21 protein-coding genes are annotated in these 22,435 nt (G+C 71.1%); 11 read left to right on the forward strand and 10 right to left on the reverse strand.

Going from position 1 to position 22,435, the window contains the following annotated elements; all coding sequences use genetic code 11:
* Positions 1-18 precede the first annotated feature (18 nt).
* A complete protein-coding gene (locus G4D85_RS21320; RefSeq protein WP_205525640.1) occupies positions 19-912 on the reverse strand; it encodes an alpha/beta hydrolase in 894 nt (297 codons plus the stop codon).
* A 159-nt stretch (positions 913-1,071) separates the two neighbouring features.
* Here G4D85_RS21320 and G4D85_RS21325 point away from each other — a divergent pair, with 159 nt between their 5' ends.
* Positions 1,072-2,229, forward strand: a complete 1,158-nt coding sequence (locus G4D85_RS21325; RefSeq protein WP_164014778.1) for a glycosyltransferase — start codon at positions 1,072-1,074, stop codon at positions 2,227-2,229.
* A gap of 201 nt (positions 2,230-2,430) precedes the next feature.
* Positions 2,431-4,119 (forward strand): glutamine--tRNA ligase/YqeY domain fusion protein, encoded by a 1,689-nt coding sequence (locus G4D85_RS21330; protein WP_164014781.1) that lies wholly within the window; start codon positions 2,431-2,433, stop codon positions 4,117-4,119.
* A gap of 754 nt (positions 4,120-4,873) precedes the next feature.
* Here the strand turns inward: G4D85_RS21330 and G4D85_RS21335 are convergent.
* Entirely contained in the window at positions 4,874-5,092 is a 219-nt protein-coding gene (locus G4D85_RS21335) for a hypothetical protein (protein ID WP_164014785.1), read from the reverse strand.
* 184 nt (positions 5,093-5,276) lie between these two features.
* Between G4D85_RS21335 and G4D85_RS21340 the strand changes: the two genes are divergently transcribed.
* Positions 5,277-6,446 (forward strand): hypothetical protein, encoded by a 1,170-nt coding sequence (locus G4D85_RS21340; protein ID WP_164014787.1) that lies wholly within the window; start codon positions 5,277-5,279, stop codon positions 6,444-6,446.
* Here the strand turns inward: G4D85_RS21340 and G4D85_RS21345 are convergent.
* Positions 6,441-6,944, reverse strand: coding sequence for a GNAT family N-acetyltransferase (locus G4D85_RS21345; RefSeq protein ID WP_164014789.1), 504 nt, complete (start codon positions 6,942-6,944; stop codon positions 6,441-6,443). The genes G4D85_RS21340 and G4D85_RS21345 overlap by 6 nt on opposite strands.
* Positions 6,945-7,163: 219 nt before the next feature.
* Between G4D85_RS21345 and G4D85_RS21350 the strand changes: the two genes are divergently transcribed.
* The gene (locus G4D85_RS21350) at positions 7,164-7,997 is read left to right on the forward strand and encodes a 3'(2'),5'-bisphosphate nucleotidase CysQ family protein (RefSeq protein ID WP_164014791.1); all 834 of its coding nucleotides are present in this window, start codon (positions 7,164-7,166) and stop codon (positions 7,995-7,997) included.
* A 33-nt stretch (positions 7,998-8,030) separates the two neighbouring features.
* Here the strand turns inward: G4D85_RS21350 and mug are convergent, their stop codons facing one another.
* The gene (gene mug, locus G4D85_RS21355; RefSeq protein WP_164015197.1) at positions 8,031-8,531 is read right to left on the reverse strand and encodes a G/U mismatch-specific DNA glycosylase; all 501 of its coding nucleotides are present in this window, start codon (positions 8,529-8,531) and stop codon (positions 8,031-8,033) included.
* 240 nt (positions 8,532-8,771) lie between these two features.
* Here mug and G4D85_RS21360 point away from each other — a divergent pair, with 240 nt between their 5' ends.
* Positions 8,772-9,716 carry a 1-phosphofructokinase family hexose kinase gene (locus tag G4D85_RS21360; RefSeq protein WP_164014794.1) on the forward strand — a complete coding sequence of 315 codons (945 nt, stop codon included), beginning with the start codon at positions 8,772-8,774 and terminating at the stop codon, positions 9,714-9,716.
* 111 nt (positions 9,717-9,827) lie between these two features.
* Positions 9,828-11,090, forward strand: coding sequence for a glycosyltransferase family 87 protein (locus tag G4D85_RS21365; protein ID WP_164014795.1), 1,263 nt, complete (start codon positions 9,828-9,830; stop codon positions 11,088-11,090).
* 2 nt (positions 11,091-11,092) lie between these two features.
* Here G4D85_RS21365 and G4D85_RS21370 read toward each other — a convergent pair whose 3' ends face one another.
* Positions 11,093-12,379, reverse strand: coding sequence for a metal-dependent hydrolase family protein (locus tag G4D85_RS21370; RefSeq protein WP_164014797.1), 1,287 nt, complete (start codon positions 12,377-12,379; stop codon positions 11,093-11,095).
* A gap of 115 nt (positions 12,380-12,494) precedes the next feature.
* On the opposite strand from G4D85_RS21370, the gene G4D85_RS21375 reads away from it, so the two are divergent.
* A complete protein-coding gene (locus G4D85_RS21375) occupies positions 12,495-12,803 on the forward strand; it encodes a hypothetical protein (protein ID WP_164014798.1) in 309 nt (102 codons plus the stop codon).
* A 15-nt stretch (positions 12,804-12,818) separates the two neighbouring features.
* Here the strand turns inward: G4D85_RS21375 and G4D85_RS21380 are convergent, their stop codons facing one another.
* A complete protein-coding gene (locus G4D85_RS21380; protein ID WP_164014800.1) occupies positions 12,819-13,193 on the reverse strand; it encodes a DUF423 domain-containing protein in 375 nt (124 codons plus the stop codon).
* Between the two features lie 95 nt (positions 13,194-13,288).
* On the opposite strand from G4D85_RS21380, the gene G4D85_RS21385 reads away from it, so the two are divergent.
* A complete protein-coding gene (locus G4D85_RS21385) occupies positions 13,289-13,921 on the forward strand; it encodes an SET domain-containing protein (RefSeq protein ID WP_164014802.1) in 633 nt (210 codons plus the stop codon).
* Between the two features lie 30 nt (positions 13,922-13,951).
* The gene (locus G4D85_RS21390) at positions 13,952-14,890 is read left to right on the forward strand and encodes an acyl-CoA dehydrogenase family protein (RefSeq protein WP_164014804.1); all 939 of its coding nucleotides are present in this window, start codon (positions 13,952-13,954) and stop codon (positions 14,888-14,890) included.
* 51 nt (positions 14,891-14,941) lie between these two features.
* Here G4D85_RS21390 and G4D85_RS21395 read toward each other — a convergent pair whose 3' ends face one another.
* Positions 14,942-15,658, reverse strand: coding sequence for a hypothetical protein (locus G4D85_RS21395; protein WP_164014806.1), 717 nt, complete (start codon positions 15,656-15,658; stop codon positions 14,942-14,944).
* A gap of 120 nt (positions 15,659-15,778) precedes the next feature.
* Here G4D85_RS21395 and G4D85_RS21400 point away from each other — a divergent pair, with 120 nt between their 5' ends.
* Both G4D85_RS21400 and G4D85_RS21405 read left to right on the forward strand, forming a co-directional pair.
* Complete coding sequence (locus G4D85_RS21400; protein ID WP_205525641.1) at positions 15,779-16,594, forward strand: hypothetical protein; 816 nt, start codon at positions 15,779-15,781, stop codon at positions 16,592-16,594.
* 52 nt (positions 16,595-16,646) lie between these two features.
* On the forward strand, positions 16,647-17,957 hold the full coding sequence (locus tag G4D85_RS21405; protein ID WP_164014808.1) for a M18 family aminopeptidase: 1,311 nt from the start codon (positions 16,647-16,649) through the stop codon (positions 17,955-17,957).
* 63 nt (positions 17,958-18,020) lie between these two features.
* On the opposite strand, the gene mdoH is transcribed toward G4D85_RS21405, so the two are convergent.
* The 3 genes from mdoH to G4D85_RS21420 are packed head-to-tail and all read right to left on the reverse strand — an operon-like array spanning position 18,021 to position 22,095.
* Positions 18,021-20,042: a glucans biosynthesis glucosyltransferase MdoH gene (gene mdoH / locus G4D85_RS21410; RefSeq protein WP_164014810.1), complete on the reverse strand. Its 2,022-nt coding sequence runs from the start codon at positions 20,040-20,042 to the stop codon at positions 18,021-18,023.
* Positions 20,043-20,065: 23 nt separating this feature from the next.
* Complete coding sequence (locus tag G4D85_RS21415) at positions 20,066-20,560, reverse strand: hypothetical protein (protein ID WP_240359420.1); 495 nt, start codon at positions 20,558-20,560, stop codon at positions 20,066-20,068.
* Positions 20,557-22,095 carry an OpgD/OpgG family glucan biosynthesis protein gene (locus G4D85_RS21420; RefSeq protein ID WP_205525642.1) on the reverse strand — a complete coding sequence of 513 codons (1,539 nt, stop codon included), beginning with the start codon at positions 22,093-22,095 and terminating at the stop codon, positions 20,557-20,559. Before G4D85_RS21420 ends, G4D85_RS21415 begins: the two co-directional genes overlap by 4 nt.
* Between the last annotated feature and the right edge of the window lie 340 nt (positions 22,096-22,435).

The raw sequence follows: 22,435 nt of genomic DNA on the forward strand, positions 1-22,435 counted from the left end.
ACTCCCCGACAGCCAAGGTCAGCCCGCACCCAGGAGCGCCGCGTCGAAGTGCTGACGCAGCCGGCGCTCGTACTCCTCGGGTGCCACCTTCGCGTACTCGCCGTGTCCCGCGCCCTCAACCACCCACAGCGCCTTGGGCTCGCACGCCGCGCGGAAGAGGCTGGCCTGCAGCTTCGCCGGCGCATCCGGGTCCACGTCGCCGTTGACGAGCAGCAGCGGTCGCCCCTGGAGTCGGCACATGCCGTCGATGGGGCGCACCGCGTCCACGTCCACGCCGGCGCGGCGCAGCGTCCACAGCACGGGCTCCGCGCTCAGCGCGCCCCAGCGGCCATAGCCCGAGTACACGTCCGCCTCGAGCGCGGGGTAGGCGCCCGCCGCCGCCACCGCCTTCACCCGCGCGTCCGCGCTGGCCACCAGCAGCGAGGTGGTGCCTCCCATGGAAAAGCCGAACAGGCCCAGCCGCGCCGGGTCCACGTCCGGACGCGCGGAGACGAAGTCCAGCGCCGCCGTCACGTCATGGCGCTCGCGGTCGCCCCACGTCACGCGGTCGCCGTCGCTGTCGCCATGCGCCCGCAAGTCGAAGAGCAGCACTCCGTAGCCCGCACGGGCGAGCACGCGCGCCTCGAAGAGGAGCTGCGCGCGGTTGTCCGCGAAGCCATGCACCAGCACCACCGCGGCCCGGTTGCGCGACGGCACGTACCAGCCGCGCAGCGTCAGCCCGTCCTTATTGGTGAAGGCCACGTCCTCCAGGCCCGCGAGCTCGCCCGTGGCCTCCGGGCGCGTCACCGGCACGTGGGGCGGGTGCAGCAGTCCCTGGCCAATCCGGTAGCCATGGACGCCCAGATAGCCACCGGCGGCGAGCACCCCCAGCAGTGGGACCAGGATGAGGAGGGGACGGATGCGTGTCTTCACGGAGAGTGAGAGGGGAGGGGGGCGAGCGAGAGACTAGCCGAGCAATGGCCGGGCCCATCCTTCAACTCGGTTGCTTCACGAGAGGTCGGGCGCTACGCCATACCTTGGCGCCCCAACCACTGTGGGATACGGTGCCGCTGCCTAATTGGAGTGGGGCTGATGCTCGTACCGCGACAGGTTGACCCCCCGGAAACCCCCGCCAAGACGCGCGTGCTGTTCACCCTGGTTTTTCTGGGCTCGGGTGGCATCGAACGCTCGGTGTGCAACGTGCTGGCGGGCCTCAATCCGGGCCGGTTCGCCACCAAGATGTTCTTCCACCACCGGCCGCATCCGAAGAGCCAGCAGGACCGCATTCCCCAGCACACCGAGGTGGTGTGGGGCACGGATGCCTTCGTGTACCACCGGAAGATGCTTCCGCGCTTCTTCTGGCGGCTCATCCAGGAGGCACGCCAGGCGGACGTCATCGTCGCCGGCCAGGAAGGCCGGGCCGCGCTGCTCGCCTGCCTGGCGGGGAAGCTCCTGGGCAAGCCCGTGGTGGGGATGATTCACTTCGACTGGGGGGCCTTCAGCCGCGAGCAGCCCCGCCGGCAGCTCTGGGGACTGCGCCTCCTCTACCCCCGCATGCGCCGCATCGTCGCCTGCGGCCATGACTCGGCGAAGGCGTTCCAGGCGCTGGTGCCCGTGAGGCCGGAGCAGCTCGAGGTCATCCCCAACTTCGTGGATGGCGACAAGGTGCGCGTCGCCGGTGAGGCGCCGCTGCCGGACTGGGCGGTGCCCATCTACCAGAAGCCCGTGGTCATCGCCGTGGGACGGCTGGAGAACCAGAAGGCCTTCGACGTGCTCATCCGGAGCCACTCGCTCCTGCGCGCGTCGGGCCTGGACCACCACCTGCTCATCCTCGGAGAAGGCTCGCTCCAGGCAGAGCTCGAGGCGCTGGTGAAGTCCCTGGGCGTGGAGTCCTCCGTCTTCATGCCGGGCTTCACCCCCAACCCCCACGCGCTGATGCGCAGGGCCGCCGCCTTCGCCCTGTCCTCACGCTTCGAGGGGCTGCCCATGGTGCTGCTGGAGGCGCTCGCCCTGGGTTGCCCCGTCGTCAGCACCGACTGCCCGTCCGGGCCCGCGGAGCTGCTGGAGCACGGCCGGCATGGCGTCATGGTCCCCATGGAGGACCCCAAGGCCCTGGCTGACGCGCTGGGTCGCATCATGGATGACGAGGCCTATCGGCAGGACCTGTCCCAACGGGCGCACAGGCGCTCGGAGGAGCTGTCCGCCGACAGGGCCCTGCGCGCCTGGGAGTCGCTGCTCTCGACAGTCTGACGGCGGCCGGGCGCGCGGCCCCCCGTCCTTTCGGCCGGGGGATGGAGCAAGTCCTTCCGGATTGTTCTTTCCCGAGGCCCCCGGGAGTGGTCCGCTCCCTCCAGGATGCGGCCCGCCACGGGACGCCTCATCCCGGGACGGCGGCCAAGGGAAGGAATCCCTTGCCGGCCCCGGGCGGCTTCAACAGGATTCGCCTCCATCATGACGACGACGAACGAGACGCAGGGCCTGAACTTCCTCCAGGAAATCATCGAGGGAGACCGGCGCACGGGAAAGCACGGCGGTCGCGTGCATACCCGGTTCCCGCCCGAGCCCAACGGCTACCTCCACATCGGCCACGCCAAGTCCATCTGCCTGAACTTCGGGCTGGCGCAGCAGTACGGGGGCAAGTGCAACCTGCGCCTTGACGACACCAACCCCGTCACGGAGGACATCGACTATGTCGAGGCCATCCAGCGGGACGTGAAGTGGCTGGGCTTCGACTGGGAGGACCGCAAGTACTTCGCGTCCGACTACTTCCCGAAGCTCTACGACTTCGCCGTGGAGCTCATCAAGCAGGGCAAGGCGTACGTGTGCAGCCTGTCCGCGGACGAGATTCGCGAGTACCGCGGCGACTTCACCACGCCGGGCCGCGACAGCCCCTACCGCAACCGCTCGGTGGACGAGAACCTGGACCTCTTCAACCGCATGCGTGCGGGAGAGTTCTCCGACGGCAAGCACACCCTGCGGGCGAAGATTGACATGACGTCGCCCAACCCGGTGCTGCGCGACCCGCCCATCTACCGCATCCGTCACGCGCACCACCACCGCACTGGCGAAGCGTGGCCCATCTACCCGCTCTACGACTTCGCGCACTGCCTGTCGGACGCGATTGAGGGGATTACGCACTCCGTCTGCACGCTGGAGTTCGAGAACCGGCGCGTGCTGTACGACTGGATTGTCGACGCCCTCATCAAGGGGGACCGGCCGTACCAGTACGAGTTCTCCCGGCTGAACCTCAACTACACGGTGATGAGCAAGCGCAAGCTGCTCAAGCTGGTGAATGAGGGCCACGTCTCCGGGTGGGACGACCCGCGGATGATGACCATCTCCGGCCTGCGCCGGCGGGGCTTCACCCCGGCGTCCATCCGGGACTTCGCCACGCGCGTGGGCGTGAGCAAGACGCAGCAGCTCATCGACATGGGGCTGCTGGAGCTGTGCATCCGCGAGGACCTCAACGAGTCGGCGCCCCGCGCGCTGGCCGTGCTGCGCCCGCTGAAGGTGGTGCTGGAGAATTACCCCGAGGGCCAGGTGGAGAGCCTGGAGGTGCAGAACCATCCGCAGAAGCCGGAGATGGGGACGCGCCAGGTGCCCTTCATGCGCGAGCTGTACATCGAAGCGGACGACTTCATGGAGGACCCGCCGAAGGGCTTCTTCCGGCTGGCGCCCGGCAAGGAGGTGCGCCTGCGCTCGGCGTACTTCATCAAGTGCGAGAAGGTCATCAAGGACGCCGCCGGCAACGTGGTGGAGCTGCGCTGCTCGTATGACCCGGCGACGCGTGGCGGCAACGCGCCGGATGGCCGCAAGGTGAAGGGCACGCTGCACTGGGTGCCCGGCAACGCGCCCACCGCCGAGGTCCGCCTGTACGACAGGCTCTTCTCCGCGGAGGACCCGGAGGCGGACGAGACGAAGGAGTTCACCACCTTCATCAACCCGGAGAGCCTCCAGGTCCTGCGTGGCGCCCGCGTGGAGCCGATGCTGGCGGACGCCCCCGCGGAGACCCGCTTCCAGTTCGAGCGCCAGGGCTACTTCTACGTGGACCCGAAGGACTCGAAGGCCGGGAAGCCCGTCTTCAATCGTACGGTGACGCTGAAGGATTCCTGGACGAAGGAGCAGGCGAAGGGGAAGTAGCCTCTTGCCGTCTGAGATTCTGGGCGTCACTTCCACTTGAGTGGAAGCAAGGGCCCCGGGGATGGCTTCCGTCCCTGGGGTCACTTCCACTTGAGTGGAAGCAGCGGGCCCGGCTGCCGCCCCGGGTCACTTCCACTTGAGTGGAAGCAAGACGCGAGAGGCAGACTGCCCTGGGGTCACTTCCACTTGAGTGGAAGCAGCCCTCCGGCTGCCGTCTCGGTCACTTCCACTTGAGTGGAAGCAGCCCTCCGGCTGCCGTCTCGGTCACTTCCACTTGAGTGGAAGCAGCCCTCCGGCTGCCGTCTCGGTCACTTCCACTTGAGTGGAAGCAAGCCTGCGGACGGCCCCCGTCGCTGGGCTCACTTCCACTTGAGTGGAAGCAGCTCTCCGTGTCTGAGAGTTTGGGTCCAGCTTCCACTCAAGTGGAAGCAACAGAGGCTGGGGCCCCGGTGGGTCACTTCCACTCAAGTGGAAGCAGCACCCCGATGCTGGCGCATGTCCCATGGAGTCACTTCCACTCAAGTGGAAGTGAGTCCGGCTACGGCTCGGAGGGGAGCTTGCCGGCGCACGCTCCCTGGCCGACAGCCTTCGGCACAGGAGCCGCAGGCACCCGGCAGGCGGCATGGCCGAGGATGACGTCTCCATCGACGGTGCTCGTCGGCGTGGGCGTCCACCCCGCGGCGAGCCTCGCGTCCAGGAGTTCATCGGCCTTCGGTTGGTGGTCCCACACGGAGACCGCGTTCACCCCGCCCAGTCAGGTGGTGTCGAAGACGAGGTATCTCTCGCCTTCCCAGGGCACCACGACGTCATGGGTGAACTCGTCCTGCACCACCACCTCGGCCACGTCGCGAGGCGGCGTATGCGCGAAGCCCCAGCGCACCACGTCCTGGAGGAGGGTGAGTGGCGCGAGCTCCCGCTCCAGCGCGGCGCGCAGGTCCGCGGGCAGTCGGGAGTGGTCAATCAGCGGCACCATGCGGCAGTATACCTCCGCTCACGGTGTCCCGCCGACCGCTCCCTCCGCTGCCCGCCCCGGACTTCCGCGCGGGACATCCAGCCAGGCAAGACGGCAGGGTCGGTTGAATCACGACCTCGCGAAGTCCACTCCTCCTGTCAGGCCAGGGACATTCCGCCCTGCCTTTCGAGGAGGCTCACGCGCCATGGCCTGCGGCACGCTCCCACGCTTGTGGTCGCCGCCCACCCAGGCGCAGGTGGACGCCATCATCCGCATGGAGGACCCGGTCCTCCGCAACCTCCACATCACCCAGGCGTACCACGTGCTGAAGGTGGCCCTCACGGACGTCTTCGGCGAGGAGGACGTCAACTGGTGTGGCTTCTCCACGTGGGCGTCGAAGACCGCGGGCGCCTTCATCCGCAAGGACGTGCTGCCTTCGCTGCTCGGAGAGTTGCTGGAGCGCGCGGACGCGGTGACGCGCAGCATCGCCGAGCTGCAGGACCGGCTGCTCGGCGCGTGGGGTGCCTCCGTGGGCGTCCAGTTCGTGCTGGCGCGGACGCTGGAGGACATCACCGACGAGGTGGCCCGCCATGCGGCGCGCGGAAACTTCATTGTCTTCGAGGAGCTGGGGCCGCTCTACACGGACATCCTGGAGCGCTTCACCGGCATCGAGAGTCCGGACCCGTCCCGGCTCCAGCAGGTGCTGTCCCGGCTGTCCCCCGGGCCGGTGGAGGAGGGCGGGCAGGACCTGCTCATCCGCGCGGTGAAGGCGTACTTCGAGGCGATATTCACGCAAGACAGGAAGGCCCGCGCGGAGCTCATGTTCCTGGGCAACGCACTGGCGGGCTACCACGAGCAGACCCGGCTGCAGGGGCCCGTCCTGGCCGCGCTGAACGCGCCGCTGCGCGAGGTGTTCCTGGACAACCTGGTGGAGTTCACCCGCTCTGACCCGAGCCGCCGCGTGCGCGGCATGCCCGAGTGGGGCCTGCGAGGCGCCTTCACGCCGCTGGCCACCCGCCTGGAGCGCATCTGGCGCGAGCTGGCCACCCGCACGCTGATGCGAATCGAGCTGCCGGACATGACGCTGCGGCTGGGCGAGGACATTCCCGCGCTCACCTCGGAACGGGACTTCCCGCCGCTGCTGACGCACCTGGAGCACCCGGAGCTGGTGGCGCTCATGGCCGAGCTGGACCGCACGCCGGACGACACGGCGGGCAGCGCGGCGCGGGACTGGGGCAGCCTGAGCGACAGGATGAACCTCATCGTGGACCTGTTCCGCACGCGGCAGCAGGACCGGCTCCTGTATGACCAGCCCTTCACCTTCCTCCAGGTGGACGCGTTCCAGGAGGGGCGGGTGCCGCACGGGCGGCTATGAGGGCTCGGACTCACCGGAGTCGGCAGGCGCCTCGCGCGTCATCTCCACCATGGTGGGGCGCCAGCCCAGCTTGGCGAACATGCGCTGCGCGGGCGCGTTCTTCGCGGCGACGTGCAGCACCACCCGGGGCACGCCCAGGGCGGTGAGGCGCTTCATCAGCTCCTCGGCAAGCAGGGCGCCCACGCCAGCGCGGCGTCCCTTCTCCTCCACCCAGATGTCGTGGAACCCGCCGCTGCGGTCCAGCAGGGCATTCCAGTCCACGGCCTCCACGCGGCCGTAGGCGTAGCCCACCACCTCGCCATCCAGCTCCGCGACGATGACGACGGCGTCCTTCTTCTTCGCCTCGCGTCCCAGCCACCAGCGGTAGCCGGACTCCACGTCTTCCGGGAGCATGAACCGCTGTGGGTCGAGGTCATGGTGCAGGCGGGCCAGCGCCGCGCCCATTCGGCCCAGCGCGGGCTCATCCGAGGGTTTCGCGGGACGGAGGGTGACGGGCATGGCGGGCTCCTGGGGTAAGAGACTCGGACGCCTGCCATACCTGAAGGCGTGCCTGTCCGGTGGGCTCTCCGGCACGCGGAGCGGGGCCGTGGACACCGTGTTGTCGAGCGGCGGGCCGCGGGAAGCTCAACCTTCGGGCAACGGACATTCCACCCGGTGGGCTCACGCCCACTTTGCCCTCCCGGGGCAGCGCCGGGCGGGGCAGACTGTTCCCACCCCATGCCTTCTCTCGACGCCGAGCTCGACACCGCCCGCCGCATTGCCCGTCAGGCGGGCGACATCCTCCTGGCAATCTACGCCACGAACTTCGCCGTCCAGGACAAGGCCGGTGGCATGGGGCCCGTCACGGCGGCGGACGAGCGCGCCAACGCGTTCATCGTCGGTGAGCTGCGCAAGGCCTTCCCCGGTGACGGCGTGGTGGCCGAGGAGTCCGACAACAGCTCCGAGGGGAAGCGCTCCGAGCGCTGCTGGTACGTGGACCCGCTGGACGGCACCCAGGAGTTCGTCAACCGCAATGGCGAGTTCGCCGTCCACATCGGCCTGGCCATCGCCGGACAGGCCACGGTGGGCGTCGTCTACCGGCCGGTGGGGGACACGCTGTACTCGGGCGTGGTGGGGCAGGGGGCCTTCCTGGAGGAAGCGGCCGGACGCCGGGCCCTGCGCGTGTCGGACGTGGCGGAGCCGGCCTCGCTGCGACTGGTGGTGTCGCGCTCGCACCGCTCCAGGCTGACGGACGCGGTGGCGAAGCGGCTGGGCATCACCCGCGAGCAGGAGTCCGGCTCGGTGGGCCTCAAGTGTGGCCTGCTGGCCGAGGCCGCCGCCGACCTCTACATCCACACCAGCAACAAGAGCTACCGCTGGGACAACTGCGCGCCGGAGGCGGTGCTGCGCGCGGCGGGAGGAATCCTCACGGACCTGGGCGGCACGCCGTACTCGTATGACGGCACGGAGCTGCAGAACCATCGGGGGCTGCTGGCGTGCAACGCCGTCGCCTTCCCGCACGTGCAGCCGGTGGTGGCCGGGTTCGCGCGTGAGGCCGGCATCCTGAGCTGAGCCGTCGGGGTCGCGCTCACGTCCGGAACCCCGTCAGCTCGCGTCCGCCGCGTGTCGCAGCTCGGCGAACAGGCGCGCCAGGTCCGCCAACTGGTAGTGCGCGTTGAGCCCGCTGGGGTTGGGCAGCACCCACAGCCGCGTCGCGCCCAGCAGCTCCGGTTGGAGGCCCGTCTGCGCCTTCGGCCGACCAAAGGCGGTGCGGTACGCGCTCACGCCGAGCACCGCGAGGATGCGCGGCCGATACCGCCGCACCTTGGCCTCCAGCGACTTCGCGCCCTCGGTCAGCTCCGTGTTGTCGAGCAGGTCCGCGGTGGCCGTGGCCCGGTCCACCACGTTGGTGATGCCATAGCCCAACCCGAGCAGCTCCTCCTGCTCCGAGGGCTGCAGGCGGCGCGGGGTGATGCCCGCGGCGTGCAGCGTGGGCCAGAAGCGGTTGCCCGGCCGTGCGAAGTGGACGCCCACCACCACCGAGTAGAGGCTGGGGTTGATGCCGCAGAAGAGGACGCGAAGCCCGCGTTGGATGAGGTCTGGCATCGTCCGGCCGGTGGCGGAGGCCAGCTCCTCCCGGGTGGGCTTGCGAGGCGGTGTCATGGGAGCGGGATATTCGCGGTCCTACCCTCGAAGGCAACAGGAACCGACCTGACGCAAGGGGTGGGGCGTTGCCCGTCGGACGGGAATGCCACCGGACGCTCGTCTGGCTGGCGGAGCAGGGCCTGCTCGGGGCAGGCTTGGCGCGCTTCACAGTCCGGACACCCTGCCCCAAGGAACCTCGAGATGGCACACATCGTGACGCTGACGCTCAACCCGGCCATCGACGTGGCCACGTCGGTGCCGGAAGTGACTCCCGAGCACAAGCTGCGCTGTGGCCCTGCTCGCATGGACCCCGGTGGCGGCGGCATCAACGTCGCGCGCGTGGTGCGTGAGCTGGGCGGCGAGTCCATTGCCGTCTACACCCGGGGAGGCCCCACCGGGCACCTGCTGGAGCACCTGCTGGAGGAGAAGGGCCTCCTGCGCCGCTCGATTCCGGTGGAGGGCTACACCCGAGAGAGCTTCACGGTGGCGGAGGGCACCAGCTCGCGCGAGTACCGCTTCATCCTTCCGGGGCCCACGCTGTCGGAGCGCGAGTGGCAGCGCTGTCTGGACGCGGTGGCCGAGGTGGCCGTAGGCGCCGCCTTCATCGTCGCCAGCGGGAGCCTCCCGCCGGGCGTCCCGGAGGACTTCTACGCCCGCCTGGCGCGGATGGGGAAGCGCCAGGACGTGCGCGTGGTGGTGGACACCAACGGTCCCCCGCTCCGGGCGGCGCTGGAGGAGGGCGTGTTCCTGGCCAAGCCCAACCGTCGCGAGCTGAAGGACCTCACCGGCATGAAGACGGAGGACCTGGCCACCCAGGCCGAGGCGGCCCGCGAGCTGGTGGCGCGAGGCCGGGCGGAGGTGCTGGCGGTCTCCATGGGGGCCGACGGCGCGCTGCTGACGACCCGGGAAGGACAGCTCCGCGCGACGCCGCCGCCGGTGGAGACGCACAGCTCCGTGGGCGCCGGTGACAGCTTCGTGGCCGGACTGACGCTGGCCCTCGCCCGGGGCAAGACGCCCGAAGACGCCCTTCGCTGGGGCATCGCCGCTGGCACGGCCGCGCTCCTGTCGCAGGGCACGGACCTGTGCCACCGCGCGGACGCGGAGCGCCTGTTTGCCCTCGTCAAGCCGGTGGCACTGACGCCGTAGCCGTCGGTCCGGGCCGCGCCTCCTCGCTCCCTGGCGCGGAGGCCGGATGGGGGCGCCCTGGCGCGCTTTCCCCGCGACAAAGCCGAGGCACTCCGGCCAGAGTCCCCGCACGTGCCCGCTTCGGCTCCCTCCACGTCCCCCGCGTCCCGCCTCACTCCATGGCACTGGCTCGGGCTGGTGGTGAGCGTGGCGCCCCTGGCGCTCTATGCTTTCTCGCCTCGCGCCAAGGACCTGGAGCTGTACTTCAACACGGCGCGCGCCTTCCTCGCGGGCGCCACGCCCAACCAGGACTTCCGCTTCGAGTACCCGCCCTACGCGCTGCTCTGGTTCGTCCCCGCGGCCTGGCTGGGCGGGACGCTGAAGACCTTCATCCCCCTCTTCGGCCTGCAACTCACGCTCTTCGATGCGGCCAGCAAGTGGCTGCTGCTCTCCGAGGGGACACGGCGCTGGGGGCACTCGCTCCGGGCCTGGGCGCCCTTCGCGGTGTACTCGGTGGCGAGCTGGGTGCAGAGCGTCCACTACCTCAAGCGGTACGACCTCATCCCCGCCACCTTCACCCTCGCCGCGCTGGTGGCGTTGTCCCGACGGCGTGACGTGCTGGCCGGGCTGGCGCTGTCGGTGGCCATCGTGACGAAGCTGTACCCGGTGGTGCTGGTGCCGCTCGCGCTGGCCGTCTGCTGGCGGCGGGGCGCATGGGACTCAACCCGCCGGCTGCTGCTGGGGCTGGTGCTGGGCGTCCTGCCGCTGGTGCCGCTGAGCGCCTTCTGGCCGTGGTGGGGCTTCGCGTCCTTCCACGTGGAGCGCGGGCTCCAGGTGGAGTCGCTCGGGGCGTCGCTGCTGTGGGGCGCGCACCTGCTGGGCCTGGTGCCGGATGTGAGGTGGGAGCATGCGCCGGCCGCGTATGAGCTGCACGGCGCGGCGGCCGAGTGGGTGAAGGACGTGTCACGGTGGCTGTGGGTGGCGGGCTCGCTGGGCGCGGCGGCGGTGGGCCTGCGGGCCGTGCGGCACCGGGTGCCCGAGCGGGTGGAGGACCTGGCGCGGCTGGCACTGGGGCCGCTCATCGCCTTCGTCGTCCTCAACCCGGTGCTCAGTCCGCAGTACCTCGTCTGGCTCACGGGGGTGGCCGGGCTGGCGCTGCTCTCCGGCTCCCGGTGGGCGCCTGCCGCCATCTTCGTGGCCGCGGTCATGACCCGCGGCATCTTCGCGGGCAGCACGTACGACACGGGCATTGGCGCTCCGCATGCGGTGCTGCTGCTGGTGCGCAATGGCCTGCTGCTGGCCGCCGGCCTCGCGCTGGTGCAGGAGGCGTGGCGGAGCACGTCCCCTCGGAAGGGGCTTCACCCGGAGGCGGCGGAGGCCCCCGGGCGGAGCTGACGTCAGCGGCGGTGGAGGGTGCCGCCCTTCATCACCAGCCGCACCTTGCGCAGCGCGGAGATGTCCTGCGTCGGGTCTCCGTCCACCGCGACGAGGTCCGCGAGCAGCCCCGCCTTCACCTGCCCGAGCCGGTCCTCGCGGTGCAGCATTCGCGCGTTGCCGGAGGTGGCCGCCTGGAGCACCTGCGCGGGTGTCATTCCGTAGTCGACCATCAGCTCCAGCTCGCGCGTGTTGTCCCCGTGCGCGAAGACGCCCGAGTCACCGCCCACGCACATGGGCACCCTGGCGGCCAGCGCCGCGCGAAAGCTGGCGCGCTTCTCCTTGATGGAGGCGGGCTCCGGGTCCACGCCCCGCTTCCAGCCCCGGTACTGGAGGACGGCGTCGCCCGCCGCCAGGGTGGGGCAGAAGAAGACACCGCGCTGGGCCATGAGCTTGAAGACCTCGGGCGTGCCTTCGTCTCCGTGCTCGATGCTCTCGGCGCCCGCCATCACCGCGCGGCGCATGCCCTCGGCGGTGCTGGCGTGGACGGCCACCGGGCGGCCGCTGCCCTTCGCCGTGTCGACGATGAGCTTCATCTCTTCGAGAGAGAAGGTGGGACGCGCCTCGCCATTGGGGCCCCAGCGGTAGTCGCCGTAGACCTTGACCCAATCCGCGCCCCGGCCAATCTGCCCGCGCACCACCCGTACCAGGGAGTCCACCCCGTCCGCCTCCTCGGCGCCCTGGGGCACCTCCCACTCGACGGCGAAGCCCTTGGGGCCGTAGCTGCCGGTGGCGACGATGGCCCGCGTCGTCACCAGGAGCCGGGGGCCGGGGATGATGCCCTGGTCGATGGCCTGCTTGAGCCCCACGTCCGCGTCCGCCGCGCCCTCGGTGCCCAAGTCCCTCGCGGTGGTGAAGCCCGCCAGCAGCGTGGCGCGCGCGTGGTTCGTGGCCCGCGCCACCCGCAGCGCGAGCGACTCCTTCAGCACCTGGTCGTTCCAGTTCGCCTCGTTGTACGGGTGGAGGAGCAGGTGCGAGTGGCCCTCGATGAGCCCCGGCAGCAGCGTGGTGCCGGACAGCTCCACCACCTCGGTGCCCGCGGGGGCCTTCACCTGCGCCTCCGGGCCGGCGGCGGCGATGCGCTCTCCCGTGACGAGCACCACCCAGCCCGCGTGGGGCTTCGCGGTGACGCCGTCGAAGACGCGCGCGGGGCGCAGCAGGTACGACTTCGGGGCCATGGGTGGGGCGGACTGGGCGAAGGCGGACGAGGCTGTCAGGACCAGGGCGGCGGCGAGGGGCAGGACGCGCATGGCGGGGATGATGGCGCGCGGGCGGGGTGGTGGCCACTCCGTCGTTCCAGGAGCAGGGAGGCAGGCCACGCCCTCCGGCCGAGCACGGCACGAAAGGGCTTGTTAGATGGAGGCCATGGCTCGCGATGACCGCGTGAATGCCCTGCTGCCCGTCGAGGTCGACTTCCAGCGAGAGAAGGCCACGGGACTGCGGCGGTCCGGGGACAAGCTGGAGGAATTGCTGGCGCAGTTGGCCCAGGCCGAGCGCGACGTTCGCGCCCGCACCGGCCCCGAGCGCGCGAGGTACCTCGCCCGCTACCGGGCGGTGCGCCTGGAGGCCGAGAAGCAGAAGTGGAACCTCATGGTGCAGCGCGAGGCCTGTGGCCTGCGCAACCACAAGGAAATGGACCTCATCTACCCGTTGCCGCCCCCGTTGAAGGAGTGACGCCGGGGGCCGTGCTCAGCCCGTGCTGCGCCACGCGGCGATGGCGAGGAGCAGCCACCCGGCGAGGAAGCCCAGGCCGCCCAGCGGGGTGATGGCGCCCAGCACGCGGACGCCGGACAGGGCGAGCGCGTAGAGGCTGCCGGAGAAGAGGACGATGCCCACGAGCATCGCCCACCCCGCGCCGGACAGCAGGGGAGAGGGGCGGAAATGCCCCAGCAGGCCCACCGCCACGAGCCCGAGCGCGTGGTACATGTGGTACCGCGCTCCCGTCTCGAAGATGACCAGGAGGTCCTGGGGAAGCCGGGCCTTGAGCGCATGCGCGCCGAAGGCGCCCGCGGCCACGGACAGGAAAGCGTTCACCGCACCGAGGACAAGCCACCACCGCATCATCGAGTGCCTTTCATCGCGAGTCCGTCTGGTGCACGCTACACCGCCGCTGACGGAGCGTCCTGGCCGACGTGAACTCCCGGGCCGCACCCATCCGAATGACCTCACCCACTTTGATTCCTTCCACGAAGCCGATTCCCTTCGAGCTGCGCCCGTCCTCCATCCAGGGCACGGGTGCCTTCGCCACGCGCCGCATCCGCAAGGGGGCTCGCATCATCGAGTACATCGGCGAGCGCATCACCCAGGAAGAAGCCGACCGCCGCTACGACGACGAGGCGATGGAGCGGCACCACACCTTCCTCTTCAACCTGGACGACAATGCCGTGCTGGACGCGGGCACCGTCCACAACGAGTCGCGCTACATCAACCACTCGTGTGAGCCCAACTGCGAGGCCCTCATCGACAAGGGCCACATCTACATCTTCGCCCTCCGCAACATCGAGGAGGGCGAGGAGCTGGTCTACGACTACGCCTACGAGCGCACCGACGACATGGGCCCGGACTCCGAGGGGCTCTATGTCTGCCGGTGTGGCTCGCCGAAGTGCCGGGGCACCATCCTCGCGCCGCTGAAGAAGGAGCCAGCGGCGAAGAAGGCCCGCTCGAAGACGAAGTCCCAGTCGAAGTCCCGGGGCAAGGCCTCGAGCGGCAAGAAGGGTGCGGGGAAGAAGCCCGCCTCGTCCGGCAAGTCGTCCAAGCGGACGAAGACGGCCAGCCGCAAGCGGGCGGGCTGAGGCCGCGTCCCCTGACGTAGACTGGAGGGCGTGAACGACGCCCTCCGCTTCCTGCTCACCGAGTCCCCCGAGCCGCTGCCCCTCGACTCCGTCGACGCGTGGTGGCGGCGCCACCTGGAGTTGCTGTCCCGCTTCCCCGCGCCCGCGGACCTGGCGCTGGCCGGCGGCTTTCTCGCGGACCGGCTCGGGTATGCCTTCGCTTCCGGCTACCAGGCCGCGCACCGCTCGCTGTTCCCCATGCTCCCCGAGGACAGGCCGTGCGCGCTCTGCGCCACGGAGCCGGGCGGCGCGCACCCCTCCGCCATCCAGACGCGGCTGACGGACACGGACTCGGGCCTGAGGCTCAGCGGTACCAAGACGTTCGTCACGCTGGGCACCCGGGCGGAGCTGCTGCTGGTGGTGGCCAGTGACGGGCAGGACGCGCAGGGCCGCAACCGGCTGAAGATGGTGATGGTGGGCGCGAAGCGCCCGGGCGTCCGCGTCACCGCGCTGCCGGAGCTGCCCTTCGTGCCGGAGATTCCACACGCGGAGCTGGTGCTGGAGGACGTGGTCGTGGCTCCGGAGGAGGTGCTGCTCGGTGACGGGTACGCGCGCTACCTCAAGCCGTTCCGCACCGTGGAGGACTGTCACGTCCACCTGGCGCTGCTCGGGTGGCTGCTCCAGGTGGCGCGCCGGAGCGGCTGGCCGGAGTCCGTGCGCGAGGAGCTGCTCGCGCTGGCGGTGATGATGCGGGGACTGGCCCAGGCGGACCCGACGGACGCCGCCACGCACCTGGCGCTCGGCGGGGCGCTGGAGCTGGCGAGGCGGACCCTGGAGCGGGTGGGCCCCCTGTGGGAGCGGGTGGACGCGCCCACGCGCGAGCGCTGGGAGCGGGACAGGAAGCTGCTGGACGTCGCCGGCAAGGTGCGCGCGAAGCGACTGGAGGCCGCGCGGCAGCGGCCCCAGGGCCCGACAAGCGAAGGGCCGTGACCTTCCAGGGAAGGCCACGGCCCGGGGCTCACCGAGAGGTGGGCGTGTCGCTCAGTAGCGCCCGCCGCCCACGGCGGAGACGATGGCGGACAGGATGCGGTTCTCCACGCCCCACACGGCCTTGTTCAGGCCCTTGATGCCGGCCCCGCGCAGGTAGTCGGTGAAGTCGTGCAGCGCGGTGGAGCGCTGCATCTTCTCGCCCTTGGCAGCGTAGAGCAGCGGCGTGTTCGGCGCGCCCGTCAGGCCCAGGTCCGGGCAGGCCTCGGACAGCTTCTGCGGGTCGATGCCCGTGGCCGCCGACAGCATGGCCACCGTGAACTTGTGCACCGGCAGCTCGCGGGCGTTGGGCACCTTGTCCAGCACCTTCTGGCGCGTGGCCGGGTCCGTGGCGAGCTGGTCCAGGGACACCTTGGACATGGCGATGAGCTGCTCGTTCGTCACGTGCTTGCTGTCGAGGATGGCGCGGCCCAGCAGGCTCGCCGGCGTGTCCCCCTTGATGCTGATGTCCTTGCCGGGCATCTGCTGCATCCGGGTCCACATGGCCTGGACGGCCTTGCCCACCTCGGTGTCCGGGCCGCCGCGCCACGCACCGGGCGTCGGCTGCGCCGGGGCGGCGCGAGCCGGGGCGACGCCCTGGAAGGTGCTGAGCCCCGCGTGGCCCACCGCGTTCGCCCGCGCCGGAGCAGCGGTCTGCTGCGCGCCCGCCTGGGGCTGGGCGGCGGGGGTGGGATTGGAGAGGACGCGGGGACGGCTGCGGATGGGGTCCATGAGCTGGGGGGTCTCCAGAGTTCGGCTTATCGGGGCATTATCGCAGGTTCCCTGTAAAGGTTGCGTCCGACTGCTCCCAAGGCCCGTGCACTCCCTGGCGGGGCCGCTATGTTCCGGCCCATGAGGAAGACCTTCCCCGCCGACTTCGCCGAGCTGCTCACCCCCAAGGGCCGTCGCATCCTGGAGGGGAGGGACCGGGAGGTGACGGGCGCGCTGCTGGACCCGGAGCGGCCCTTCGTGGCGCTCCAGGGCGTCATTGACTTGCGCAAGGCCACCGCCTGCCGGGACGCGCTGGACGCGGCGCTGCGCGACACGCTGGTGCCCATGGAGGACCCCATCCCCCATGACTCCATCTCCGGCATGACGATGAACTACATGGAGCTGCTGCCCAAGACGGTGCGCAACCGCACGGCGCTGCTGGAGAACCGCCGCTCCCGCTCCTACCGCGCGGCCGAGGCGGTGGGCCTCACGGACATGATGCGCTCGGACAGCTTCGCCGCCTTCGCCGCCGCGGTGACGGGGCGCGCGCTGCGGCGCAAGTGGGGCATCCAGGTGTTGTGCTACGGCCCGGGGGACTACTCGGGGCCGCACAATGACCACCACCCCGAGGAGCCCGAGGCCCGCGACGGCTATGTGGACATGCACGTCAGCCTGACGATGCCGGGCGTGGACCATCAGTACCTCGTCTACGCGAAGGACGGGCACTTCACCGAGATGACGCGGGTGAGCACCGTGGGCGGAATCACGGTGTACCGGTTGCCCTTCTGGCACTACACGACGCCGCTGCTGGCGCGGCGCGGGGCGGAGGCAACGTCCCGCCGCTGGGTGCTGCTGGGCACCTTCCTGGACGCGGCGCCGGGGGCGCGGGCCGGCTCCACGGTGCTTCCGGCGGGGGCGCCGAAGGGGGCTCCAGCGGGCCGTCCGGCTGCCCGGTAGACGACTTTCGGGAGTGGCGGCGGGGCCGGACGGCGTTAGCTTGGGGCGCCCTATGAGCCCGACCGACACCGACGCCCTGGCCCGAGACCTCCTGGAGTACATCGACGCCTCGCCCACGCCGTACCATGCGGTGCGCGAGACGACCCGCCGGCTGACGCAGGCGGGCTACCGCGTCCTGGACGAGCGCGAGTCCTGGACGCTGAAGCCGGGCGAGCGCGTCTTCGTCACGCGTGGGGACACCAGCATCGCCGCCTTCCAGCTCGGCACCACGCCGGTGGACCGGGCGGGCTTCCGGCTGGTCGGCTCGCACACGGACTCGCCCAACCTGCGGCTGAAGCCGAACGCGACGGGCTCGAAGAACGGCTACCAGCAGCTGGGCGTGGAGATTTATGGCGGGGTGCTGCTGCACACCTGGACGGACCGGGACTTGTCGCTCGCCGGCCGCGTCATGGTGATGGCGGGGGGCAAGCCCCAGGGGTACCTGGTGGACTTCGCCCGGCCGCTGCTGCGCGTGCCCAACCTGGCGATTCACCTCAACCGCGGGGTGAACTCGGACGGGCTGAAGTTGAACCCGCAGGAGCACATGGTGCCGGTGCTGGGCCTGGAGAGCGCGGGCGCGGTGGACCTGAAGGCGCTGCTGGTACAGGAGCTGGCGCGCGGCGGGGTGAAGGCGGAGGCAGGGGACCTCCTCGGCTACGACTTGTGCCTCTACGACTTGCAGCCCTCCATCCGCTCGGGCGCGCACGGGGAGTTCCTCCATGCGCCGCGCCTGGACAACCTGGCGAGCTGCCACGCGGCGCTGTCCGCGCTGCTGTCCGCCGGCGAGAAGCGCGAGGCCACCAGCGGCGTCATCCTGTTCGACCATGAGGAGGTGGGCAGCCGGAGCGCGCAGGGCGCGGCGTCCCCGTTCCTGCGAGCGCTGCTGGAGCGCATCACGCTGGCGCACTCGGACGGGCGGCCGGACGCATTCCTCCGGGCGATTGCGAATTCGTTCCTGGTGAGCGCGGACATGGCGCACGCGGTGCACCCCAACTACGCGTCGCTGCACGAGCCGAAGCACCAGCCGCAGATGGGCCTGGGCCCGGTCATCAAGTCCAACGTCAACCAGTCGTACGCGACGGACGGCGAGACGTGGGCGTTCTTCACCACGCTGTGCCGCGAGGCCGGAGTGACGCCGCAGCACTTCGTCACCCGCACGGACCTGGGCTGCGGCAGCACGATTGGGCCGATTACGGCGGGGCAGCTCGGCATCCGCACGGTGGACGTGGGCAACCCCATGCTGTCCATGCACTCGATTCGCGAGATGGCCTGCGCGTCTGACGTGGGGCAGATGGTGGCCGTGCTGCGGCGGCTGTTCGCGTAGCACGGAAGGGCCCGGTCCCCGCGGTGCCCTGCGGGGTGGGCCGGTGTTCCGCGTCAGCCCGGCCTACGAGGCGACCCGGGTCAGCCGCTGCTCCCGCGCCTCCGCCAGCGTCCCCGCGTCCAGCAGGGCCGCCACCTTCTCCGGCGTGGACAAGGGCTCCGCGCCGCCGCCCAGCAGCTTCCTCCGCGCGGAAGCCAGCGCCGCGGACCCGGTCTCCGGCCCCGGCTGTGACTCCAGCAGCGCCAGGTGAAGCGCATGGGCCCGCGCATCCGTGAGCACGTGGTCCACCGCGTCCGCCACTGGGGCCCCCGCGTGCGTCTCGGTGACGTCCTGGGCCCGCTCCAGCACCCCGGGCGGCTCCGTCTCCTCGGGAATCAGGAACAGGCCCCGGCGCTCTGCCCACAGGCCCAGCGACGCGCGCGCGGTGAGCACGGAGAGGGGAATCGACAGCACGAGCCCGGCCACCACGGGCGCGAGCCACGCCAGCAGCCCGGGAGACAGCAGGAACGCTGCGACGGCCAGCGCCACGCCCACCCCCGTATGCACCGCGTGCCGCCGGGCGGCCTCGGCCCACGGCAGGTCCGCGTCCTCGCGCTGCTGGCTCGTCCAGGACACGCGGTAGCCCAGCAGCGTCCCGAAGACGAAGTGCGACTGGAACAGCATCATCACCGGCGCCAGCAGCGTGGCCAGCACGCTCTCCACCAGCACGCTCGCCACCAGCCGGGCCCGTCCGCCCATGCGCGCCGCGTCCTGCCCGCGCGCCAGCGCCAGTCCCAGCCCCAGCAGCTTCGGCGCCAGCAGCATGCCCATGGACACGCTCATCAGCCGCAGCGCGCCGTCCGCGTCGAACCTGGGCTCCGCGGCCTTCAATACCGCGGGCCCCAGCGACACCCATCCGTCATGCAGTGCCGCCACCAGCCCCGACACCAGGAACAGCAGCCACAGCGGTGAGGCCGCGTAGGACATCACCCCCATCAGGAAGTGCCCCCGGCTGATGGGGTGCAGCCCGCCCGCCATGACGAGGCTCAGGTGCTGGAGGTTCCCCTGGCACCAGCGCCTGTCGCGCTGCGCGTACGCCAGCAGGTTCGGCGGCGGTTGCTCGAAGCTGCCACCCAGCTCCGGCACCAGCCACACCGTGTACCCCGCCCGCCGCATCAGCGCGGCCTCGACGAAGTCATGGCTGAGGATGTGTCCGCCGAAGGGCTGCTGTCCCGGCAGCACGGGCAGGCCGCAGTGCTCGATGAACGCCGTGGTGCGGAGGATGGCGTTGTGGCCCCAGTAGTTGGACTCCCCCAGCTGCCATGCCGCCGCGCCCGCCGCCACCACCGGTCCGTAGACGCGTCCCGCGAACTGCTGGAGCCGCGCGAAGAGCGTGCTCCGGCCCACGCACAGCGGCGGGGCCTGGATGATGCCGGTGCGGGGGTTGAGCTCCATCAGCCGCGCCATCTTCACCAGCGTGCGGCCATCCATCAGGCTGTCCGCGTCCAGGACGACGGTGAAGTCGTAGTGCCGGCCCCAGCGCTCGCAGAAGTCCTGGAGGTTGCCGGCCTTCTTGCCCGCGTTGTCCGTGCGGCGCCGGTAGAAGATGCGCCCCTGGCCGCCCACCCGGCGGCACAGGTCCGCCCACGCCAGCTCCTCGGCCACCCACGCCTCGGGCCGGGTGGAGTCGCTCAGCACGTAGAAGTCGAACGCCTCCAGGCGTCCCGTGGCGGCCACGGACTCGTAGGTGGCCTGCACGTTGGCGAAGACGGCGGCCGGGTCCTCGTTGTGGATGGGCATCACCACCGAGGTGCGCGAGGCCAGCCGCGTGGCCTCCTCCTCCGTGGTGGGCCAGCGCAGCCCGGGCAGCCGCCCGCCGAAGGCGAGCTGGAGGAAGCCGGCCACCGCCGTCCAGAAGGACAGGGCAATCCACCCGAAGCACAGGGCGAAGAGGGCCACCAGCACCACCTCGGGCGCGGTGGTGCCCCGCGCGCTCAGCAGGCGGTGCATCTCCCACGTCCCCAGCAGGGTGGACGCGGCGGCCAGGCCCAGGACGCCAACGCGCCTCCGGCCGGCGCTCTCGGGTGAGAACGAATGGGCGTGCATGGCGGGCTCCAGGGGACGGGGCTTCAGCGCGAGACGGACACGTCGGCCTGCGCCCCGCGCCACCAGCGGCGGAGCAGCTCACCGAAGGGCCAGAGCACCAGCTGCTGCTCGGGCATCACCGAGGCCACCTGCGCCGGGGCCGGCACGGGCACCGCCGCGCGCAGCGCCCGCGCGAAGTCCTCCGGCACCGCACCGCGCAGCAGGAGCCGGGCCCCCAGGCGCGCGCCGTCGCACAGGACGAAGGCCGCGCGGCCCCGGGCCAGCAGCGAGCCTCCGAGCGCCCTGCCCAGGACGCCCGCCAGCCACGACTCCACGCGCGCGCGGGCCAGGGCCACGGCGGCCTTGGGCGACTCGCCGTGGGCCTCCGCGTCCGCGAGTACCCAGAAGGAGAGCGCGGCCAGGTCCTCGGTGGAGGTGAAGCCGAAGCCCTGGAAGAAGGCGTCGAGCGCCACGCGGGTTTCCGGGCTGACCCACACGGAGGCGGGCATGACGGAGGGGCGGGAGGTCAGCGTCGTCACGGTGTCCACAGGTAGCTCCAGGTCTCGGTGAGAGTCTCTGAACCGCGTCGCAGGTACGCGCGCAGTTCGGTGGGAGCGCTGCCGTCGGGCAGCAGCTCGAAGGTGGCGCGCCAGCCGCCGGAGGGCTCGTGGCGCCGCGCGGTGGCCTTCAGCACCTGGCCCTGCGAGGCGGTGATGACGGCCTCCACGGGCCCGTCCCCCGCGGCGGCCGAGGGCGAGAAGTCGAGCACGAAGCGTCGCGCGCCCGCGGTGTCGCCCGCGGCGATGCGCGTGGCGGTGACGAACGAAGCCGTCGCCGGCCACGGCGCCACCGCGCCCCAGTGCAGGCGGTACGCCACGCGCAGCGGTGTGCCCGGCGTCAGCGGCGCGTCCGGCACCCAGAAGGCGACGATGTTGTCGTGGAACTCGTTGGGCGTCGGAATCTCCACCAGCTTCACGGCGCCCGGGCCCCAGTCGCCCACCGGCTCCACCCAGGCGCTGGGGCGCAGCTCGTACCGGGCCTCCAGGTCCTCGTAGCTGGAGAAGACGGTGTCCCGCTGCAGCAGGCCGAAGGCGCGCGGGGCACGGGCGCGGAAGCTGGAGACGCTCAGCCGCGCGGGGTTCTGCAAGGGGCGCCAGAGCTGCTCGCCTTCGCCCGTCCAGACGAAGAGGCCGTCCGAGTCGTGCACCTCGGGGCGGAAGTCGTCCGAGGGCCCCCGGTCATTCTCGCCGAAGAGGTACATGCTCGTCAGCGGCGCCAGGCCCAACTGCTCCACGGCCTTGCGTGAGAACAGCGTCGCCTCCACCTCCATGACGGTGCGTGCGCCGGGAATGAGGGTGAAGCGGTACGCGCCGGTGACGCTGGGGCCGTCGAGCAGCGCGTGCACCACCACGCGGTCCGCGCCGGGCGCCGGGCGCTCCAGCCACAGCTCGCGGAACGCGGGGAACTCCTCGGGGCGCGGCAGCGCGGTGTCGATGGCCACTCCGCGCGCGGACAGCCCGTACACGTTGCCCTGGCCCAGGGCGCGGAAGTAGCTGGCGCCCAGGAAGGACAGCACCTCGTCGAAGTGCTCCTCCCGGTTGAGCGGGTGGGTGAGGCGCAGGCCCGCGAAGCCGTCCGCCTTCGCCAGTGGGGGCGCTGGCACCAGCGTGCCGTAGGTGTAGAACTCGGGCGAGAAGCGCACCGGCTCCACCTGGCCCTTGCTCACCACACTCACGGCCACGGGCGTGGGGTAGAGGAAGCCGGGGTGGAAGAACTGCGCCTGGAAGGGCAGCCCCTCGTCGCGCCACCACGCCTTGTCGTTGCGGTAGCGGATGTCCCGGTACGCGTCGTAGGACAGCCGCGCGTAGGCCTCGGGCAGGGACTGCCGGGGCTCCTGGTAGGGGCGGGCGGCCAGGGCCCTGGCGCGCTCCACCACGGTGCTGGCGGTGAAGGCCTTCGCCGGCGCGGAGGCACCCGGCTTCGCGGGAGCGGCGGCCACGGGGGCGGCCCCGGCCAGGGACAGCACCGCCGCGCACAGCCATGCACTCCAGGACTTCCGCCTCGACGCCTTCACGACCCGTTGCCTCCGAATGAACCGGTACGTCGAACGACCCCCCGGTCCTTCGGAAACCCGCCCGACTTGATGCCGCGCATTACACTCGCGGTGCAGCGCGTCAGGGCATGAGCAACCCGCGTACCAGCGCCCGGTGCCTCGGTCTCTTCAGGCTGAATCCCCTGGGATTTCCGGCACCTGGAAATGCCATCCAGTTGCGGCGCCAAGGAGTCTCGGGATTGGAGGGGCTGTGAAATGGGAGGCTGGGGAGCAGAGGGACAGCCTTCGAGCCGGGCTGTCCAAATCCTCCACAGGTGGACGGCCGCGTCCCCTCACGGCGAGTGCTGGCGGGCCCGGACGT

Source organism: Pyxidicoccus trucidator (assembly GCF_010894435.1).
GTDB lineage: Bacteria > Myxococcota > Myxococcia > Myxococcales > Myxococcaceae > Myxococcus > Myxococcus trucidator.

Bases quoted from the DNA above. Each gene is read 5' to 3' on its own strand.
- G4D85_RS21325 (WP_164014778.1), top strand. From the start codon at position 1,072: ATGCTCGTACCGCGACAGGTTGACCCCCCGGAAACCCCCGCCAAGACG.
- G4D85_RS21330 (WP_164014781.1), top strand. From the start codon at position 2,431: ATGACGACGACGAACGAGACGCAGGGCCTGAACTTCCTCCAGGAAATC.
- G4D85_RS21335 (WP_164014785.1), bottom strand. From the start codon at position 5,092: ATGGTGCCGCTGATTGACCACTCCCGACTGCCCGCGGACCTGCGCGCC.
- G4D85_RS21340 (WP_164014787.1), top strand. From the start codon at position 5,277: ATGGCCTGCGGCACGCTCCCACGCTTGTGGTCGCCGCCCACCCAGGCG.
- G4D85_RS21345 (WP_164014789.1), bottom strand. From the start codon at position 6,944: ATGCCCGTCACCCTCCGTCCCGCGAAACCCTCGGATGAGCCCGCGCTG.
- G4D85_RS21350 (WP_164014791.1), top strand. From the start codon at position 7,164: ATGCCTTCTCTCGACGCCGAGCTCGACACCGCCCGCCGCATTGCCCGT.
- mug (WP_164015197.1), bottom strand. From the start codon at position 8,531: ATGCCAGACCTCATCCAACGCGGGCTTCGCGTCCTCTTCTGCGGCATC.
- G4D85_RS21360 (WP_164014794.1), top strand. From the start codon at position 8,772: ATGGCACACATCGTGACGCTGACGCTCAACCCGGCCATCGACGTGGCC.
- G4D85_RS21370 (WP_164014797.1), bottom strand. From the start codon at position 12,379: ATGCGCGTCCTGCCCCTCGCCGCCGCCCTGGTCCTGACAGCCTCGTCC.
- G4D85_RS21375 (WP_164014798.1), top strand. From the start codon at position 12,495: ATGGCTCGCGATGACCGCGTGAATGCCCTGCTGCCCGTCGAGGTCGAC.
- G4D85_RS21380 (WP_164014800.1), bottom strand. From the start codon at position 13,193: ATGATGCGGTGGTGGCTTGTCCTCGGTGCGGTGAACGCTTTCCTGTCC.
- G4D85_RS21385 (WP_164014802.1), top strand. From the start codon at position 13,289: ATGACCTCACCCACTTTGATTCCTTCCACGAAGCCGATTCCCTTCGAG.
- G4D85_RS21395 (WP_164014806.1), bottom strand. From the start codon at position 15,658: ATGGACCCCATCCGCAGCCGTCCCCGCGTCCTCTCCAATCCCACCCCC.
- G4D85_RS21400 (WP_205525641.1), top strand. From the start codon at position 15,779: ATGAGGAAGACCTTCCCCGCCGACTTCGCCGAGCTGCTCACCCCCAAG.
- G4D85_RS21405 (WP_164014808.1), top strand. From the start codon at position 16,647: ATGAGCCCGACCGACACCGACGCCCTGGCCCGAGACCTCCTGGAGTAC.
- mdoH (WP_164014810.1), bottom strand. From the start codon at position 20,042: ATGCACGCCCATTCGTTCTCACCCGAGAGCGCCGGCCGGAGGCGCGTT.